The following is a 17,127-nucleotide window of genomic DNA, read 5'->3' as shown; positions in this document are numbered from 1 at the left end:
GGACGGGCGGGCACAACGCCCGGCCGGCCCAGTCAAGCACGCCGGCGATGCTGGCGCCATACCCGGTCGAGGGACGCCAGCGTCGCATGGCAGCGGTTACAACCCTGTCTTCGCCCGCCCGCGCGCTATCCTGCGCCGGTAGATGGCCCTTGTGCTCCACCCAGGACGTACTGCATGCCCGCATCGACACCGCATTCCCCTCCCCCGGCCGGTACCGCGCTGCGCAGCCTGCAGCGCTGGCGCGAGACGGGACAGGAGGCGCGGGATGATGTGATTGCCGAAGAAGTGCCGGTGGCGATGCGCTACAACGGCGCCGCGTTCGCGGTGATGATGGCCACGCCCTGCGATCTTGAGGATTTCGCCCTGGGCTTCTCGCTCAGCGAAGGCCTGATCCTGCGCCCGGACCAGTTGCTCGCCATCGAGGTACAGCCGCAGCTGGAGGGCATCGAACTGAACATGACCGTGGCCGACGATGCACCGGGTGCGGCGTTGGACCCGGCCTATGGGCGCCTGCTGCCCGGCCGTGGCGGCTGCGGCCTGTGCGGTGCCCGGCAGCTGGAGGAAGTGCTGCGCCCGCTGCCGCCGGTGCGCGACCGCCGCGTCCACTCCCCCATCGCCCTGCAGCGCGCGCTTGCCCAGCTTGCCCAGCACCAGCCAATGAATGCGGCCAGTGGATCCACCCATGCGGCGGCCTGGGCCGACAGCCGTGGCCGCATCGGCTGGGTGCGCGAAGACGTCGGCCGACACAACGCGCTGGACAAGCTGATCGGCGCGCTGCACCGCAACGAACACGGCATCGACGGCGGCCTGCTGGTGATCTCCAGCCGGGCCAGCTACGAAATGGTCAGCAAGGCGGTGCGTTCGGGGGCCAGCGTGCTGGCGGCGGTTTCGGCGCCCACCGCGCTGGCCATCGATCTGGCACGCAGTGCCGGCCTGTGCCTGGTGGGATTCGCGCGCGACGGCGGGTTCAATGTGTATACCCACCCGGAGCGCCTGCAGGCGCCGCCGTGAGCGGGTGGCGGGGCCTGCAGCCTCCCGCCCGAGTGGCACCGTGCCACCCGGGCGGGGCAAGCCTCAACGCAGCGCGATCTTCGGGAAGTCCACCGGCACGTCGAAGGCCACGTTGACGTAGTTGGTGAACAGGTTGAGCGCCACGTGGGCGAGAATTTCCACGATCAGCTCATCGTCGTAGCCGGCGTCGCGCAGCGCCTGCACATCGGCATCGGCAATCTGCGCGCGGTGTTCCACCACCTTCAGGGCGAAGGCCAGCGCGGCGGCCGTGGCCGGATCGCTGGACTGGCCCAGCTGCGCAGCCGCCATCTGCTCGCTGCTGGCCCCGGCCTTGCGGCCCAGGGCGGTGTGGGCGGCCAGGCAGTACTCGCAGGCATTGCGGTTGGCGATGGCCACGGCGATCTGCTCCCCCAGCAGCGGCGACAGGCGGCCACCGCCCAGGGCGCCGAACGAACCCCACATGCTGTTCAGGGCCGCTGGCGAATTGGCCACCGCGCGGAACATGGCCGGGGTGGCGCCGAAGGCGGCGTGGACCTGGCCCAGCAGGGCCTGGCGGTCGGGTGTGGTGGCGGCGGAATCGATCAGGGCGACACGGGACATGGCGGTTTCCTTCGGTAACGCGTCCGGGATTGGACGATGGCGCTATCGTAGGTAGACTTTCAGGACGAATCGCCCGCATTTGTCCTTTCGTGTTGTCCATTCATCCATGACCGACGCTCCCGATCGACTGTCGACCCTGCTTGAGCGTTTCCGCGTACAGGCCGCGCTGTTCCACTCCGGTCCCCTGTGCGGGCGGCAGGTGTTCGCCCCGCAGCCAGGCCGCGCGTTCCTGCACATCCTGCGGCGCGGCGAAATGGAGGTGCGGCACGACGATGCCGGCGTCCCGGCACGGCTGCACATCGATCAGCCCAGCCTGCTGCTCTACCCACAGCCGCTGCAGCACGTGTTCCTCAACGCACCGCTGGAGGGACCGGACTTCACCTGTGCGACGCTGGATTTCGATGGCGGCGCACGCAACCCGGTGGTGCAGTCACTGCCGCCGGTGATGGTGGTGCCGCTGGCGGACATCGGCGAACTGGACAACACGCTGCAGTTGCTGTTCACCGAAGCGGACCGGCAGCGCTGCGGTTCGCGGCTGCTGACCAACCGTCTGTTCGAGGTCGCCCTGATCCAGATCCTGCGCTGGGTGGTGGACCATCCCGATGCCGCCGGGGTCAGCCACGGGCTGATGCGGGGGCTGTCCGATGCGCGCCTGGCCCGGACCCTGGTCGCGCTGCACCAGGCACCGCAGGAGGACTGGACCCTGCCGCGCATGGCCGCCACCGCCGGATTGTCCCGCAGTGCGTTCGCCGCGGTGTTCAAGGACGTGATGCAGACCACACCGGCCAGCTACCTGCTGGACTGGCGCCTGAGCCTGGCCTGCGCGCAGCTTCGCGCTGGCGCGGCGGTGAAGCAGGTGGCAGCGGAAGTGGGCTTTGCCGATACCGCCTCGCTGTCGAAAGCGTTCCGCAAGCGGATGGGGGTATCGCCACGGGCGTGGCTGGCACAGGCCGCCGTTTTGTAGAGTCGAGCCATGCTCGACTACGGCCCAGGTAGAGTCGAGCAAAAGCCAGTCGAGCATGGCTCGACTCTACAAAAGCTCAACGCTGCGTGAAGCGCGGTCGCGCCCTACGCCTTCCCCGCCGACAGCAGCCCGGCAATCCGCTCGGTCAACTGCGCGCGCACCGCTGGATCCAGCTGACCTTCGTACATCGCTTCATAGATCCACAGCCCATCGGCCGCCAGCCGCGCCACGAAATCATCCAGCGCGGCGGGGTCGGCCACGGCCTCGGCCGGGGGTGACGGCGCCCAACGCTTCATCGCCGGGGCCCAGGGGCGCTCGCCGGCCTCCGGGGCCATCGATTCGAGCATGAACATCAGTTCGGCACGGGTCGCGCTCTGCGCCGACACCCGTACGAAGGTCTGGTAGCGCTCCAGCGCCGTCGCCTCATCCGCACGCTTGCCCAGCAGCGCTTCCATCGACGCTTCCCATCTCTTCACCAGGTGTTCGTCGATTCCGCGCAGCAGGGCTTCGCGCGAGGGGAAGTGATACAGCAGGCCGCCACGGGTCAGCTGCGCTTCGGCCGCCACGGATTCAAACGTAACCGCACCCACGCCGTCACGATTGATCACGTTGACGGCGGCGTCGAGGATGCGGTCGCGCTTGCTGGTTCTCATTGCGTCTACTTTACGCGATCACCCGCACCCTCGCGGCTGCCCACCCGGCCGCGCAGCAGGCGCGCAAGTACCGCTGCGCCCGCGGCAAGGACCGCGGTGATCACCAGCAGCACGATCTGGTAGCCACGGTCATAGGCGGCGGCCGCCACGGCGAACCACTCGCCCTGCCCGCTCTGGCGGGCCAGATGCAGCGCCTGGGTGAAACCTTCGCGTGCCGCCGCCGGCAGGTCGGCGCGGTCGGGCAGGAACGCGCCGTACATCGCCGCGCCCAGGCTGCCCAGCAGGGCCACCGCCAACAGGCCGCCGAATTCATAGGACACCTCTTCCACCGACGAGGCCATGCCGGCACGGTGCGCGGGCACGTTGTTGAGGATGGCGGTGGACGCAACGGAAATCGCCGCGCCCATGCCGAAGCCGGTTATGGCCATGCCGGCGATGACCCAGCCCAGCCCATGCGGGAAGCCGAACGCAACCACGGCAACGCCGATTGCACCGGCACCCAGGCCGCCGCAGATGAGCGGACGCAGGCCCACCCGATGCAGGATGCTGCCGCCCAGCAAGGCACTGGGCAGGCTGCCAAGCGCCGCCACCGAGACCAGCAGGCCCGCCTGCAGCGGAGTGAAGCCGGCGACCAGCTGGAAGCGCTGGGTGGTGACCAGCTGCAGGCCCGCCAGCGCGAACAAGGTAAACACCGCCGACAGCGTGCCGGCCAGGAAGGCCGGATTGCGGAAGATCGCGAAGTCCAGCAACGGGTACGGCAGCTGGCGCTGGCGGCGCACGAACAGCGTGCCCGCCACTGCCGCCAACAGCAGCGAGGCGGCACCGGTGGCATAGGCCGGCGGTGTGGCGATGAGCGACTTGATGGCCAGTACCAGACCGGACAGCGCGCCCAGCGCCAGCACCGAGGACAGCAGATCCCACGGGCGGGAGGTATCACGCTGACCTTCCGGCGCCAGCAGCAGCGTCGCCACGAAGGCGACCAGCACCACCGGCACGTTGACCAGGAACACCGAGCCCCACCAGAAGTGCTGCAGCAGCCAGCCGCCGATGATCGGGCCCAGGGCAGCACCGACAATGGCGATCGAGCCCCAGATGGCAATGGCGATGTTGCGCTCGCGCGGTTCGTGGAAGCTCAGGCCGATCAGGGCCAGGGTCGCCGGCATCATCGCCGCTGCGCCCACGGCCAGGAAGGCACGGGCAGCGATCAGCTGCGGGGCACTGGCCGAGAACGCCGCCGCCAGCGACGCGATGCCGAACACCACCAGCCCGATCAGGAACATTCGGCGGTGGCCTATGCGGTCACCCAGGGTGCCCGCGCCCAGCAGCAGGCCCGCCATCACCAGCGGATAGGCGTTGATGATCCACAGCGCCTGCCCCGCACTGGCGGCCAGTTCCTCGGTGAGGGTCGGCAGCGCGGTGTAGAGCACGGAGTTGTCCAGGGTCACCAGCAGCAGACCGGCCGCCACGGTGAACAGCAGCGCCCAGCGACGGGCACGGGACAGGGCCGGAGCACCGGCCAGGGGCTGGGAAAGCGCCATGGGACAACTTGGAGTACGCGGAGAAGAGGCCATAACTATACCGGATGTCCTGTATAGTTATGGTAGCTCCCGCAATCCCGGTTCAGCGCGGAGTCGAATGGGCGCGGGGTTACCGGCCCAGAGCCGGCACTACCGGCAGGCCTCCGGCAAGGCGGCAACGGCCGCGACCACCGCGTCCTGCATGCCCTGCCCGACCGCCATGTCCAGTTCGCCGGCGGTCGTGCCGTGCTGCCGCTGCATCTCCGCTTCGCACAGACCGCGCACACGGTCACGCGCGCCCGCCCTCAACGTGCTGCAGCGCCAATCCCCTGCGCCCAGCGGCAGCACCGAATACACCACGCTGTTGCAGGCGTTGTCGGCCCGCTGCAGCAGGCTGCGGCCGGCAAAGTCGCGCGGCAGGCTGCGCCGTTGCGGATCGAAGTAGCTGTCGGGGAAGCCACGCGCGTACTGTTCGACATCCACCTGCAGACCCTCGCCGTTGCCGCCCGGCAGGTGCAGCGGCACGGCACATGCGGCCGTGTCGGCGCGGTGCTGGATGTACTGGTAGATCGGCCGGTCCAGGCGCGCATCCTGCGCGGTCACCGCACTGATCGCGGCCAGCACCGGCAGCCCGGCACGGTTGGCCATGCGCGCCAGCACGCCGGCCTCGGCCGGTACGCAGCGATCACGCAGCGTCGCCACCAGCAGGAACACCACGTCATTGCGGAACGCGCCGTCCTGGACCAGCCGCTGTTCAATCTGCGCCTGCAGCGCCGCACCGGGCCCGGGCGACACCTGCGCGGGCGCCGGCAACGGCTGCGGCGACCGCCACGGCAGCCCGGCCCACAGGGCAACGCCCAGCAGCGCGGCGACGAGCAGCACGACGAAGGACAGCCAGAGCGCCGCGCGCCGCATCAGTTGCTGATCGCTGTCAGGGTGGCCGCGTCGGCGTCATAGGACGCACTGGCGATGTCGGCCTCGAACCGCTTGATCTTCAACCGTCCCGACAGCCGGTAGGCATCCCACAGGTTGCCCAGGGCGATGGGCGTGGCCAGGGTCACGTGGATGATCTGGTTCGGCGGCGGCGGTGGCACGTGGATGCATGCACCGTAGAACGGTACGAACAGCAGTTCGTTCACCGCGCCGGCATCGTCCATGCCCAGCGGAACCACGTAGCCGTCCAGATCCACCACGCGCCCCGCCGCGGTATCGACCACGGCCGCCGAACCGAACTGCTGTGCGCGATCAGGACTGGAATGATCGATTACCGCGCCGGGCGGTGTGCCCGAGCCGCTGTCATCGATCAGGCCGCCCACCCCGGCCATGGCGCCCATGCCACCGCCCCGTGCCTGGCCGATCTGCGGCGGCGGCCGCAGGAAGGCGTCCTCTTCGGGCATCAGCGCGTTCCAGGCAGTGATTGCCTCGTCATCGGGCGCGCGGACGGCCGCGGCGGCGCCCGCTTCAGCCACGGCGGACGCGGGCGCTGCCTCGGGCAGATCCCCACCCGGCCGGCTGCACGCCGCCAGCAGCAGCACCACCAGCGCACAGGCGTTACGGTTCATAGGGTCTCAGCTCGGCGTCGGCCATGGTGTAGGCCGAACCGGCCAGATCGTCGTCCACCCGTTCGGCACGCAGGATGCCGGCCAGGAAAAACGGCGAATACATGTCCGGCATGTCGATCGGGCGTGACAGGCGCACATGCACGATCTGGTTCGGCGGCGGTGGCGGCACGTGGATGCACGCGCCGTAGTACGGAACGAACAGGAATTCGGTCAGGCCACCGTCGGCCGCGTTGGCCAGCGGCACCACGTACCCGGGCAGGCGCACCGCCCGGTCGAGCACCGTGGCCACGGTGCGGAACGTGCCGAACTGCGCCATGCGACGGTTGCCGGTGTGTTTCACCTCCGGCCCATCGCCGCGCTCCAATGCGGCCAGTTCGTCGGCGGGCATCATCTGCAGCCAGTCCAGCTCCTGCTCGGCAGCGTTGGTCACCGCGTCGGCAGTGCCGCCCGGCACCGGGGTGTCCTGCACGGGGCTGGGCGGCAGCGCCTGCGCGCCGGTATCCACCGGGCGCTCGCAGGCGGCCAGCATCAGCATCACCGCAATGACAGCGATCAGGCGCATGCGTCAGCTCCCTGCCGACAGGCCATCGGCCAGGGTCCGCCGGTAGGCCAGCAGGGCCGGTACCAACCCGGCCAAGGCACTGAGCAGCAGCACCCCGCCCACCCACGCCAGCTCGCGCAGGTCCGGCCAGACATGGGTGATCGACAGGCCGAAGCTGGCCAGCGCCCAGTCACGGCCCAGCAGGCTGGCCACCACCAGCACGGCCAGCGCCAGCACGCAGGCTGCAGCACTGGTGGCCACCGCTTCCAGCACCAGCAGGCCGGCGATGTAGCGCGGGCGTGCACCGGTGGCGCGCAGCACCGCCATTTCGCGACGGCGCTCCTGCAGCGTCGACACCAGCAGGGCCACCAGCGATACCAGGCCCAGCAGCACCACCATGGCGCTGATCAGCTGCAGCGCCCGCTCGGCCGTACCCAGCGATTGCCACAGCTGCTGCAGGGTCACCCCGGGCAGGATGGCCAGCAGCGCCTCGTCGGGGTAGTCATTGATCGCGCGCTGTACCGAAAACGTGGCAATTCGCGAGTTCAGGCCCAGCATGAAGGCGGTGATGCCGGTCGGCGTCAGGTCAAGGTGCCGGGCCTGTTCGGCGCTGACCTTGTGCCCGCGCAGCTGCACGCCCGAGCGCCAGTCCACATGGATCGCCTCGATTGCCGGCAACGACACCAGCACTGACGAATCCACCGGCGTGCCGGTGCGCTGCAGCACACCGCTGATGCGGAACGGCTTGTCGGCATGCTTGGCCAGGGTCACCGCGCCCGTGCCATGGGCGAGCACCATCTCATCGCCTACCTGCACGCCCTGCGCGCGGGCCACGTCCGCGCCGACCACCGCGTCGTACAGATCATCGAAGGGCCTGCCCTGGTTGAACGCCAGGGGATGCCCGGCACCGTAGCGGTAGTGCTCGAAGTAGCCGCCGGTGGTACCGATCACCCGGTAACCGAGCCAGGAATCGCCCAGCGACAGCGGCACCGCCCACTTCACCTGCGGCAGCCTGGACAGTTCCTGGTACGACTGCCAGGACACGTTGTTGGTGGGATCGCCAATGTGGAACACCGAATACAGCAGCAGATTGACCGGCCCCGAACGCGCGCCGACGATCAGGTCGGTACCCGACACGGTGCTGGCGAAGCCCTCGTGGGCCTGCACGCGTACCCGCTCCACGCCCAGCAGCAGGGTCACGCTGAGGCTGATGACCAGCAGGGTCAGGCCCACGCCCAGCGCACGGCTGCGCAGGCTGGCCCAGGCAAGTTCAAGCATGGGCGGCTCCGGCGTGGTTGATGTCCTGCAGATGCACGACACGGTCGAACAGCGGCTGCAGGCTCTCGTCATGGCTGACCACCACCGCCGTGGTACCGGCGGCGGCGCACTGCGCGGCCATCAACTGCAGGAAGGCGGTGGCCGCCTGCCGGTCCAGCGCGGAGGTCGGTTCATCGGCCAGCAGCACCGCCGGTCCGCCGATCAGCGCACGTGCCGCCGCGACCCGCTGCTGCTGGCCCACGCTCAGGGTGCCGGCGCGGCGCGGCATCAGCGCCGGATCCAGCTGCAGCGCCTGCAGCAGACGACGGATCTCGTTGTCCACCGGCCGCCCGACCCGGGCGCTGCGCAACGGCGAAAAGCGCAGGCCCAGGGCGACGTTGTCGCGCACGCTGAGGAAGGGCAGCAGGTTGAACTGCTGGAAGATCACGCCCAGCTGATCGGCGCGGAAGCGGTCGCGCGCGGCAGCCTTCACGGTATGCAATGCGGTGCCTGCCACGTCCACGCGGCCCTGTTCCGGGCTCAGCACGCCGGCCAGCAGGCCCAGCAGGGTGCTCTTGCCCGAACCGCTTGCCCCCCGCAGCAGCACGCTGCTGCCCGCTTCGATCCGCAGCTGCGGAATGTCCAGCACACAACGGTCGCCGTAGCCGAAGCGCACCTGGTCCAGGGCGATCACGGGCGCGGCGGTCATGGCGCCAGCACCACGCGCAGGTTGTCGGCGCTGAGCACGGTGCGGCCCTGGCCCGCGGGGGTGGCGGTGTTGACGATGACTTCGTGCAGGTTGGGAAACAGCTTCGGCAAGGACAGCACCACCACGCGCAAGGCTGCCGGGTTGCCGCACTGGAAGCTCAGCCCGGCACTGAAGCCCGCATGCACATGCTGGCCCGGCGTGGCTGCGGGCGTTGCCGCGAAGCCTTCGGCATGCGCGTCGCGCTGCACGGCCCTGCACTGCGCCGCCGTCGGCAGGGTGATCCAGTCGCCGCGCTTCAGCGCGGCCAGCGCATTGTCCAGTGCGGCCTGTTCAGTGGCATTGGCCGGCGGCCGCTCGTAATCCAGGATGCCGATGCCCGGCGCCTGCAGGGCCAGCTCAAGCCGGCCCTGGTCCAGGGCCAGATCGACCGTGGCCTGGCCATGCACATGGGCGCCGAGCTGGCGCACGTCATGTGCGTGCACCACCGGGGCGAAAGACAACAGGAACAGCAAAACAGAACGCTTCATGGGGGATGTCCTCTTTGTTACTATGTAACATTATGGAACATATCCCCACGCTGCCCGCAAGGGCACAGGGCCAGCCGCCAACTTCGGCACGCTGGCACCCCCGTATCGATCTGATGGGCGCCTGGCTGTCACTGGCCTGCGCCGTGCACTGCATCACCCTGCCCCTGTTGCTGGCCTTCGTGCCCGCCGCGATGATGGCGCTGCGCTCCTTCCAGCACCCGGCCCACGGCGCGATGACCGCGTTGCTGGTCATGTCGCGCTGGGAATGGGTGTTCGCCCTGCTGGCCTCGACCTTGGCCGTTGCCAGCACCGTGTCAGGCGCGCGCCGGCATGGACGCTGGGCACCGTTGCGGCTGGCGCTGTGGGGCGCACTGGCGCTGTTGTCGGCGTCGCTGTACGTGCCGCTGAAGGAATCGCTGGTGTGGCACGGCGTGGCGACGGCCTGCGGTGGCGTGCTGCTGGCGACTGCGCATATCCGCAACCGCAGGGCGTTGCACCGCGGGCGGTAACGGCGCTACACGTCCGTTTGGCTGCCGGCCAGCGGCCGGCACTACCGGATCTCCTTCTGCGCACCATGCCCGCGTGGTTTCCGGAGCGCCGGGCCATGCCCGGTACTCCGCACGCTGGGGGCTTCAGGTTGGCATCTACCGGGTCATGAACGGGTTGCGTCGGGGGCCAGGCCCCGCGCGTCGCGCTCGCGCTGCAGGTCGGCGAAGGCCTTCAGCGCTGGCGGCACGTGACGGTGGCCGGGGAAGTACAGGTACAAGCCGGGGAACGGCGGGCACCAGGCATCCAGGACCGGCACCAGCGCACCGCTGTCCAGATCCCCGCGGATATGCCATTCGGACAGGAACGCCAGGCCTACGCCAGCCAGCGCTGCGGCGCGCGCGGCCTGCAGTTCACCCACCACCAGCCGCGGCGGGGGATCGACCTGCAGCACCTGTCCACGATGCTCCAGCTCCCAGCGATACAGCCCGCCGTGCGACAGGCGCATGCGGATCGCGCCATGGTCGGCCAGCGCATCGGGCGTGGCCGGCACCCCGTGCTGGGCCAGATAGCCCGGGGCGGCAACCACCCGCATGCGCTGCTGGCGATACAGGGGCACGGCCACCATGTCCTGCGGCAACTGCTCGTGCAGTCGCACACCGGCATCGAAGCCATCGGCCACGATGTCGACCAGCCGCGCCTCGGCCGCCAGTTCCAGCCGCACGTGCGGAAAGCGCAGCACGAACTCGCCCACCAGCCCCGACAGCATGCGCGTGCTCTCCGGCGGCACGCTGATACGCAGCGTGCCGCTGGGGTGCTGTGCATCCCCCTGCAGATCTTCGGCGGCCGCACGGATCTCGGCCACGGCCGGGCCGACCCGCGCCACGTAGCGCGCGCCGGCTTCGGTCAAGGCCACGCTGCGCGTGGTGCGGTGGAACAGGCGCGCCTGCAGCCGTCCTTCCAGGCTGGCCACCGCATGGCTGAGGGCCGAAGTCGACATGCCCAGCTCGCGCGCGGCCGCACGGAAGCTGCCCCGCCGGGCCACGGCCAGCACCGCATCAAGTTCCACCAGTCCGGAGCGGTGCATGCCACCTCCAATAGTCCTGAAAACAGGGACGCCCCATCCACCATAGACCGGATTCCCCGAACGGTCGAGCGGGCCCACACTCTGCGCCACACCTTCCCACTCCCCGAGGAAACGGCCATGCAGCGGATCGAACAGCACTTCATCAACGGCGCCTTCGTTGCGTCCCACGGCCAGCACAGCGCCGACCTGCACAACCCCGCCACTGAAGCGGTGATCGGCAGCGTACGCCTGGGCGATGCGGTGGATGCCGAGCGCGCCATCGCCGCTGCCAAGGCCGCCCTGCCAGCGCAGGCCGCGCGCAGCGTGGCCGAACGCCTGGCCATGCTCGGCCACTTCCGCGATGCCATGGCCGAGCGCCAGGACGCACTGCATGCTGCCGTCCTGGCCGAGTACGGCGCACCGTCGGCGCGCTCGCGCTGGATGGTCGAGCACCCGGTGCAGGTGATCGAGGATGTCATGCGGGTGCTGGCGGACTTTCCCTTCCAGCGCACGGTCGGCCAGGCCCAGGTGAACCTGCTGCCGGTGGGCGTGGCCGGCCTGGTCACGCCCTGGAACAGCAACGCGTCCTTCATCTGCGGCAAGCTGGCGACCGCGCTGGCGGCCGGCTGCACTGCGGTGGTCAAGCCCAGCGAGATGTCGGCCCTGCAGACCCAGGTGGTGATGGAGGCCCTGCTGGCCGCGCAGCTGCCGCCGGGCGTGGCCAACATCGTCAATGGCCTGGGCCAGGAGGTGGGCGCTGCGCTGAGCGCCTCTCCGGACGTCGCCAAGATTTCCTTCACCGGCTCCACCGCGACCGGCCGCGCGATCCTGCGTGCCGGTGCGGACACTTTCAAGCGCGTGACCCTGGAACTGGGCGGCAAGTCGCCCACGGTCATTCTTGCCGATGCCGATCCGCAGACAGCGGCGGCGCTGGCGGTGCAGGCCGGCTTCATCAACAGCGGCCAGGCCTGCATTGCCGGCACCCGCATCCTGGTGCCCGAGTCGCGCCGCGCCGCGTTCGAAGCGGCGCTGGCCGAGGCGGTCGCGGCGGTACGCAGCGGCGATCCCAGCGACCCCGCCACCACGGTCGGGCCGATGATCAGCGAGCGCCAGTGGCAGCGCGTGCAGGGCTACATCCGTAGCGGCAGCGAAGAAGGTGCGCGCCTGCTGGCCGGTGGCGAGGGTCGCCCGGAGGGCCTGCCGCAGGGCTGGTTCGTGCGCCCTACCCTGTTCACCGATGTACGCAACGACATGGCCATCGCCCGCGAAGAGATCTTCGGGCCGGTGCTGTGCGTGATCGGCTACGGCGATGACACCGATGCGGCGGCCATCGCCAATGACAGCGCCTACGGCCTGAGCGCGCTGGTGATCGGCAGCGATGAGGCGCGGGCCACGGCCGTGGCCCGGCAGATCCAGGCGGGCCGGGTGCTGGTGAACACCCTGCGCCACGAGCCGCTGGCGCCGTTCGGCGGCATCAAGCAATCGGGTATCGGGCGGGAAAGTGGCAACTGGGGCCTGGAAGCGTTCCTGGAACCGCAGACGCTGGTGGTCGGCTGAGCCAGGCCGTCACTCATCGAACGGCCGCTGCCCCAGCGTCTGCGTTACATGGTCCACGAAGCAGGTGATGCGCGCGGCCAGCGCGGTGTTGCGGTAGTACACCGCGTTGATCGGCTGACGCACCTCCTGGGTCTGCCGCGCGAACAGCTGCACCAGCCGTCCGGCGCGGCGGTCCTCACGGGTGAGGAAGTCGGACAGGCAGGCGATGCCCAGCCCGGCCACGGCCATCTGCCGCAGCGTTTCACCACTGGATGAAGCGATTGCCGGCTGGATCACGAACGGACCTCCGTCGGCGTCGCGCAACGGCCATTCGTTGAGCGAACTGGGCTGGGTGAAGCCCAGCAGATCATGGTCGCGCAGCTGCGCGATGCGGCTGGGCGAACCGCGCCGCTGCAGGTAATCCGGGCTGGCCACCACGCGGATGCGGCTGTGGCCGATGGGCCGCGCATGCAGGGTTGAATCGCGCAGCACACCAATGCGGAACGCCACATCGGTGCGCTTCTCGATCAGGTCGGTGATGCCCTCGTTGGAGTTCAGTTCCAGCTCCACCTGCGGGTAGCGTTTGCGGAACCCCTCCAGCAACGGCACGATCACGTGCAGCATGAAGGGAGTAGCCGCATCCACGCGCAGGCGCCCAACCGGCTGCAGGCGGCGCGCGGCCATCTGCTCTTCGGCTTCATCGACCGTGGCCAGGATGGTGCGCGCGTAATCGAGGAAGGCCGCACCTTCTTCGGTCAGCTCCAGGCGCCGGGTGGTCCGCCGCAGCAGCGTGGTCTGCAACTTGTCCTCCAGTCGCGCCAGGGTCCGGCTGGTGGCCGAGATGGTCAGCTCCAGTTCCTCGGCCGCTGCAGTGATGGAACCGCCGTCGACCACCGCGACGAAGGCCTTCATCTCATCCAGGGTGGTTTTCATATTTTACCTTGGCGCAAAAGCGTTTCCCGTATACACGGCTTAATCTGCAAATGTAAAGCCGCCAGACTGGCCCCTGTCGGAGCATGCCGCTCCCTTCCAGCCTGGAGTCATCCCATGAGCATTCCTTCCTTTGGCGTCGGCACCTTCCGCCTGACCGGCCAGACCGTCATCGACTCGGTGCGCAACGCGCTGGATGTCGGCTACCGCGTCATCGACACCGCGCAGATCTACGGCAACGAGGCCGAGGTCGGCCAGGCCATTGCCGAATCCGGCGTGCCGCGCGACCAGTTGTTCCTGACCACCAAGATCTGGGTCGACAACTACGCTGCCGACACGCTGATCCCCAGCCTGCGCGCGAGCCTGGCCAAGCTGCGTACCGACCATGTCGACCTGCTGCTGATCCACTGGCCGGCCCCGGGCAACGGCGTTGAACTGCGCGAGTACATGACCGCGCTGGCCGAAGCCAAGGCGCTGGGCCTGACCCGCCAGATCGGCGTGTCCAACTTCAACATCGAGCTGACCCGGCAGGCCATCGAAGTGGTCGGCGCCGGCCAGATCGCCACCAACCAGATTGAACTCAGCCCCTACCTGCAGAATCCGGCGCTGACCGCGTTCCTGGCGGACCAGGGCATCACCGTCACGTCCTACATGACCCTGGCCTACGGCAAAGTGTTGAAGGACCCAGTGCTGACCCGCATCGCCGACAAGCACCAGGCCACGGTGGCCCAGGTCGCGCTTGCCTGGGCGTTGCAGCTGGGCTACGCCGTCATTCCGTCTTCGACCAAGCGCGAGAACCTGGCCAGCAACCTGCTCGCCCAGGACCTGCACCTGGATGCCGAGGACATGGCCGCGATCGCCGCGCTGGACCGCAATGGTCGCGAGGTTGATCCGCCGGGCCTGGCCCCGGCCTGGGACTAAGGAGCATCGCCATGGGCAGTGCGTTGACGCGGTTGCGTGCCGGGGGCTTCAGCATCGGCATCGAGGCCCCGCTGGACAATGACTGGACGCCGCAGGGCGAACAGGCACGCCGCGCCGCGCGGCGCCTGCCCGGCGAGCCGGACCTGCAGCGGCATGCCGACCTGGCACGGCTGGCCGACCGCCTCGGCTTCCGCGCGCTGTGGGTACGCGACGTGCCGGTATACGACCCGGCCTTCGGCGATGCCGCCCAGGCGTTCGAGGTGTTCACCTACCTGGGCTATCTGGCCGGCATCACCGAGGACATCCTGCTCGGTACGGGCGCGGTGGTCCTGCCGATCCGCGAGCCGCTGCTGACCCTGAAATCGGCGCGCAGCGTGCAGCAGCTCAGCGATGACCGCCTGCTGCTTGGCGTGGCCAGCGGCGACCGGCCGGTGGAGTACCCGCTGTTTGGCCGTGACTTCGAGACCCGCGGCAGCCGTTTCCGTGACCAGGTCGCCCTGCTGCGCGACGGTGCCGCCGCGCATCTGCCGCAGGGTCTGGAGGTGTTGCCTGTACGCGGGCCGACGCTGCCGCTGTTTGTCGCCGGTCTGGCCCAGCAGCAGCCGGCCTGGATCGGCCAGCACATGGACGGTTGCCTGGCCTACCCCGGCACACCTCAGGACCACGCACAACGCGTGGCGGCATGGCGTGCGGTCGCCGGTGACAAGCCATATGCCAGTTTCATCCACCTGGACCTGCTGGCCCAGGCCGACGCGCCGTTGCAGCGCTGGCGCTTCGGCCTGCGCGGCGGCCGCAACGTCCTGCTGGCCGAACTGCAGGCGATGCAGGCCGCAGGGGTCGACCACATCGGCCTGCAGTTCCGCCGCAACGAACGCCCCCTGGCCGAAACCTTCCACGAGATCGCCGAACATGTGCTGCCGCACTTCACGGCGCACACCGCCACGAAGGCCGTCTGAGCCAGACGCTGGCCGGCACTATCCCGCCGGGCTGAATACCCCGGCCACCCAATCGATGAACACCCGCAGACGTGGCGACGGCGTGCGGTTGCGCGGGTAGACCACGCTGAGTGGACTGGGCGTGGGTGGCACCTCCGGCAGCAGCTCGACCAGCTGCCCGCGCGCGATGTACGGGTCCATGCGGTAGCGCGGTGCCTGGATGATGCCCAGACCCGCCAGCGCAGCGCCGAGAAACGCATCCGCGCCGGACACACGTACCCGTGCCGGCAGCGGCAGGTAGCGCACCTGCCCACTCAGCTGGAATTCCAGCGGAATCAGCTGCCCGGTGGCGCTGGATCGGTAGCCGACCATTTCGTGGCCGTGCTGCAGGGCATCGATGCTGCCTGGCATGCCCCTGGCCTGCACATAACCTGGCGAAGCCACCGTGACCTCGCGCAGCAGGGTCAGCCGTCGGGCGGCCAGTTCGCTGTCGGCCAGGCAGCCCACCCGCAGCGCTGCGTCTACGCCCTCCCGCAGCAGATCCACGTAGCGGTCGCCTTCGCTGACATCCAGTTCGATATCCGGGTAGCGCTGCAGGAAGTCCGGCAGGTGGGGAAACAACAGATGGCGGCCCAGGGTGCCGTGTACCTCGATACGCAGGGGCCCGCGTGGCGCTACGTCACGGAAGGCCGCCTCGGCATCGTCCATGTCGGCGATCAGGCGCAGGCAGCGCCCGTAGAAGGCCTCGCCTTCCAGGGTCGGCACCACCAGCCGCGTGGTCCGGTGCAGCAGGCGCACGCCCAGGCGTTGTTCCAGCGCCTTGATCGCATCGGTCACCGTCGCCCGTGGCAGGCCCAGGTCTTCGGACGCCCGCGTGAAGCTGCGGCGCTCGACAATGCGGACGAAGGCACGCATGGCGGTGAAGCGATCCATTGTTCGGCCAGCCGGATGATGTTGGCGGATCATGCCAGATTATCCGGGCGCGCGACTGCGGGAAGATGGCCCTGCGCCGATCGGGCGTGCCGTGCTGGAACCGAAGATGACCTCTGCCTCCTCCCCCTCCGTCGCCCTCGTCACCGGTGGCTCGCGCGGCATCGGCGCCGCCATCTCGCGCCGCCTGGCCGCCGATGGCCACGCCGTGGCCATCAATTACGCCGGGCGCCGTGATGACGCCGAGGCGCTGGCGGCCGAACTGACCGCTGCCGGTGGCCAGGCCATCGCGCTGCAGGCCGACGTTGCCGATCCGCAGGCGGTCCGGCAGTTGTTCGACGCCATCGAGGCGCGCTTCGGCGGCATCGACGTGGTGGTCAACAGCGCCGGCGTGCTGCAGTTGGCCGCGTTGGCCGACAGCGACGACGCGCTGTTCGAGCGGGTGATGGGCATCAACCTGAAGGGCGCGTTCAACGTGCTGCGCGCGAGCGCGCGGCGGGTGCGCGACGGCGGCCGCATCGTCACCCTGTCCACCAGCGTGGTGGGCATCAAGCTGGAGAACTACAGCGTGTATGCGGCCAGCAAGGCCGCAGTGGAGACGCTGAGCGCGATCCTGGGCAAGGAACTGCGCGGGCGTGGCATCACGGTGAATGCCGTGGCTCCGGGCCCGACGGCGACCGATCTGTTCCTGGACGGCAAGTCACCGGAACTGATCGACCGTCTTGCGAAGATGAATCCACTGGAGCGGCTGGGCACGCCGGAAGACATCGCCGGTGCGGTGGCCTTCCTGGCGGGTGCGGATGGCGGATGGATCAACGGACAGGTGCTGCGCGCCAATGGCGGGATGGTGTAGCGGGTAGCGCCGGGCCATGCCCGGCGGCGGTACTACCGGACAGAGAACGGGTGGCCGTCCAACCCGACCATGCAGGATCAGGAGCCCAGTAGAGCCGGGCCATGCTCGGCTGCTCTTCGCACAGAAGCC

19 protein-coding genes are annotated in these 17,127 nt (G+C 69.4%); 7 read left to right on the top strand and 12 right to left on the bottom strand.

What is annotated here, in order from left to right; translation table 11 throughout:
* Positions 1 to 174: 174 nt before the first annotated feature.
* Positions 175 to 1,011: a formate dehydrogenase accessory sulfurtransferase FdhD gene (gene fdhD, locus ACM2ZB_RS03420; protein WP_416057434.1), complete on the top strand. Its 837-nt coding sequence runs from the start codon at positions 175 to 177 to the stop codon at positions 1,009 to 1,011.
* A 63-nt stretch (positions 1,012 to 1,074) separates the two neighbouring features.
* Here fdhD and ACM2ZB_RS03415 read toward each other — a convergent pair whose 3' ends face one another.
* Positions 1,075 to 1,611, bottom strand: coding sequence for a carboxymuconolactone decarboxylase family protein (locus tag ACM2ZB_RS03415; protein WP_416057433.1), 537 nt, complete (start codon positions 1,609 to 1,611; stop codon positions 1,075 to 1,077).
* A gap of 106 nt (positions 1,612 to 1,717) precedes the next feature.
* Between ACM2ZB_RS03415 and ACM2ZB_RS03410 the strand changes: the two genes are divergently transcribed.
* Positions 1,718 to 2,575: an AraC family transcriptional regulator gene (locus ACM2ZB_RS03410; RefSeq protein ID WP_416057432.1), complete on the top strand. Its 858-nt coding sequence runs from the start codon at positions 1,718 to 1,720 to the stop codon at positions 2,573 to 2,575.
* 104 nt (positions 2,576 to 2,679) lie between these two features.
* On the opposite strand, the gene ACM2ZB_RS03405 is transcribed toward ACM2ZB_RS03410, so the two are convergent.
* The 8 genes from ACM2ZB_RS03405 to ACM2ZB_RS03370 all read right to left on the bottom strand — a co-directional run bounded on the left by ACM2ZB_RS03405 (position 2,680) and on the right by ACM2ZB_RS03370 (position 9,341).
* The gene (locus tag ACM2ZB_RS03405; RefSeq protein WP_416057431.1) at positions 2,680 to 3,228 is read right to left on the bottom strand and encodes a TetR/AcrR family transcriptional regulator; all 549 of its coding nucleotides are present in this window, start codon (positions 3,226 to 3,228) and stop codon (positions 2,680 to 2,682) included.
* Positions 3,229 to 3,233: 5 nt separating this feature from the next.
* Positions 3,234 to 4,766: an MFS transporter gene (locus tag ACM2ZB_RS03400; RefSeq protein WP_416057430.1), complete on the bottom strand. Its 1,533-nt coding sequence runs from the start codon at positions 4,764 to 4,766 to the stop codon at positions 3,234 to 3,236.
* 129 nt (positions 4,767 to 4,895) lie between these two features.
* Entirely contained in the window at positions 4,896 to 5,660 is a 765-nt protein-coding gene (locus tag ACM2ZB_RS03395) for a hypothetical protein (protein WP_416057429.1), read from the bottom strand.
* Positions 5,660 to 6,307 carry a DUF3299 domain-containing protein gene (locus tag ACM2ZB_RS03390; protein WP_416057428.1) on the bottom strand — a complete coding sequence of 216 codons (648 nt, stop codon included), beginning with the start codon at positions 6,305 to 6,307 and terminating at the stop codon, positions 5,660 to 5,662. Before ACM2ZB_RS03390 ends, ACM2ZB_RS03395 begins: the two co-directional genes overlap by 1 nt.
* Positions 6,297 to 6,869, bottom strand: a complete 573-nt coding sequence (locus ACM2ZB_RS03385; RefSeq protein ID WP_416057427.1) for a DUF3299 domain-containing protein — start codon at positions 6,867 to 6,869, stop codon at positions 6,297 to 6,299. The genes ACM2ZB_RS03390 and ACM2ZB_RS03385 overlap by 11 nt, the downstream gene beginning before the upstream one ends.
* A gap of 3 nt (positions 6,870 to 6,872) precedes the next feature.
* Positions 6,873 to 8,126, bottom strand: a complete 1,254-nt coding sequence (locus ACM2ZB_RS03380) for an ABC transporter permease (RefSeq protein ID WP_416057426.1) — start codon at positions 8,124 to 8,126, stop codon at positions 6,873 to 6,875.
* Entirely contained in the window at positions 8,119 to 8,814 is a 696-nt protein-coding gene (locus ACM2ZB_RS03375) for an ABC transporter ATP-binding protein (protein WP_416057425.1), read from the bottom strand. The genes ACM2ZB_RS03380 and ACM2ZB_RS03375 overlap by 8 nt, the downstream gene beginning before the upstream one ends.
* Positions 8,811 to 9,341, bottom strand: a complete 531-nt coding sequence (locus ACM2ZB_RS03370; protein WP_416057424.1) for a ZrgA family zinc uptake protein — start codon at positions 9,339 to 9,341, stop codon at positions 8,811 to 8,813. Before ACM2ZB_RS03370 ends, ACM2ZB_RS03375 begins: the two co-directional genes overlap by 4 nt.
* 32 nt (positions 9,342 to 9,373) lie before the next feature.
* Between ACM2ZB_RS03370 and ACM2ZB_RS03365 the strand changes: the two genes are divergently transcribed.
* The gene (locus tag ACM2ZB_RS03365) at positions 9,374 to 9,850 is read left to right on the top strand and encodes a MerC domain-containing protein (protein WP_416057423.1); all 477 of its coding nucleotides are present in this window, start codon (positions 9,374 to 9,376) and stop codon (positions 9,848 to 9,850) included.
* A gap of 143 nt (positions 9,851 to 9,993) precedes the next feature.
* Here ACM2ZB_RS03365 and ACM2ZB_RS03360 read toward each other — a convergent pair whose 3' ends face one another.
* Complete coding sequence (locus ACM2ZB_RS03360; RefSeq protein ID WP_416057422.1) at positions 9,994 to 10,914, bottom strand: LysR family transcriptional regulator; 921 nt, start codon at positions 10,912 to 10,914, stop codon at positions 9,994 to 9,996.
* Between the two features lie 117 nt (positions 10,915 to 11,031).
* Here ACM2ZB_RS03360 and ACM2ZB_RS03355 point away from each other — a divergent pair, with 117 nt between their 5' ends.
* A complete protein-coding gene (locus tag ACM2ZB_RS03355) occupies positions 11,032 to 12,450 on the top strand; it encodes an aldehyde dehydrogenase family protein (protein ID WP_416057421.1) in 1,419 nt (472 codons plus the stop codon).
* A 9-nt stretch (positions 12,451 to 12,459) separates the two neighbouring features.
* Here ACM2ZB_RS03355 and ACM2ZB_RS03350 read toward each other — a convergent pair whose 3' ends face one another.
* On the bottom strand, positions 12,460 to 13,362 hold the full coding sequence (locus ACM2ZB_RS03350) for a LysR substrate-binding domain-containing protein (RefSeq protein WP_416057420.1): 903 nt from the start codon (positions 13,360 to 13,362) through the stop codon (positions 12,460 to 12,462).
* A gap of 114 nt (positions 13,363 to 13,476) precedes the next feature.
* Here ACM2ZB_RS03350 and dkgB point away from each other — a divergent pair, with 114 nt between their 5' ends.
* The gene (dkgB, locus tag ACM2ZB_RS03345) at positions 13,477 to 14,280 is read left to right on the top strand and encodes a 2,5-didehydrogluconate reductase DkgB (RefSeq protein WP_416057419.1); all 804 of its coding nucleotides are present in this window, start codon (positions 13,477 to 13,479) and stop codon (positions 14,278 to 14,280) included.
* An 11-nt stretch (positions 14,281 to 14,291) separates the two neighbouring features.
* Positions 14,292 to 15,236 carry a TIGR03571 family LLM class oxidoreductase gene (locus tag ACM2ZB_RS03340; protein WP_416057418.1) on the top strand — a complete coding sequence of 315 codons (945 nt, stop codon included), beginning with the start codon at positions 14,292 to 14,294 and terminating at the stop codon, positions 15,234 to 15,236.
* Positions 15,237 to 15,254: 18 nt separating this feature from the next.
* Here ACM2ZB_RS03340 and ACM2ZB_RS03335 read toward each other — a convergent pair whose 3' ends face one another.
* Positions 15,255 to 16,148, bottom strand: a complete 894-nt coding sequence (locus tag ACM2ZB_RS03335; RefSeq protein ID WP_416058614.1) for a LysR family transcriptional regulator — start codon at positions 16,146 to 16,148, stop codon at positions 15,255 to 15,257.
* 106 nt (positions 16,149 to 16,254) lie between these two features.
* Here ACM2ZB_RS03335 and ACM2ZB_RS03330 point away from each other — a divergent pair, with 106 nt between their 5' ends.
* Positions 16,255 to 16,998, top strand: a complete 744-nt coding sequence (locus ACM2ZB_RS03330) for an SDR family oxidoreductase (protein WP_416057417.1) — start codon at positions 16,255 to 16,257, stop codon at positions 16,996 to 16,998.
* Positions 16,999 to 17,127: the final 129 nt, after the last annotated feature.

This window comes from Stenotrophomonas maltophilia (assembly GCF_047782825.1).
Taxonomy (GTDB): Bacteria; Pseudomonadota; Gammaproteobacteria; order Xanthomonadales; family Xanthomonadaceae; genus Stenotrophomonas.
The sequence above is the reverse complement of the archived record's forward strand: the minus strand, read 5'-3'. Positions and strand labels throughout refer to the sequence as shown.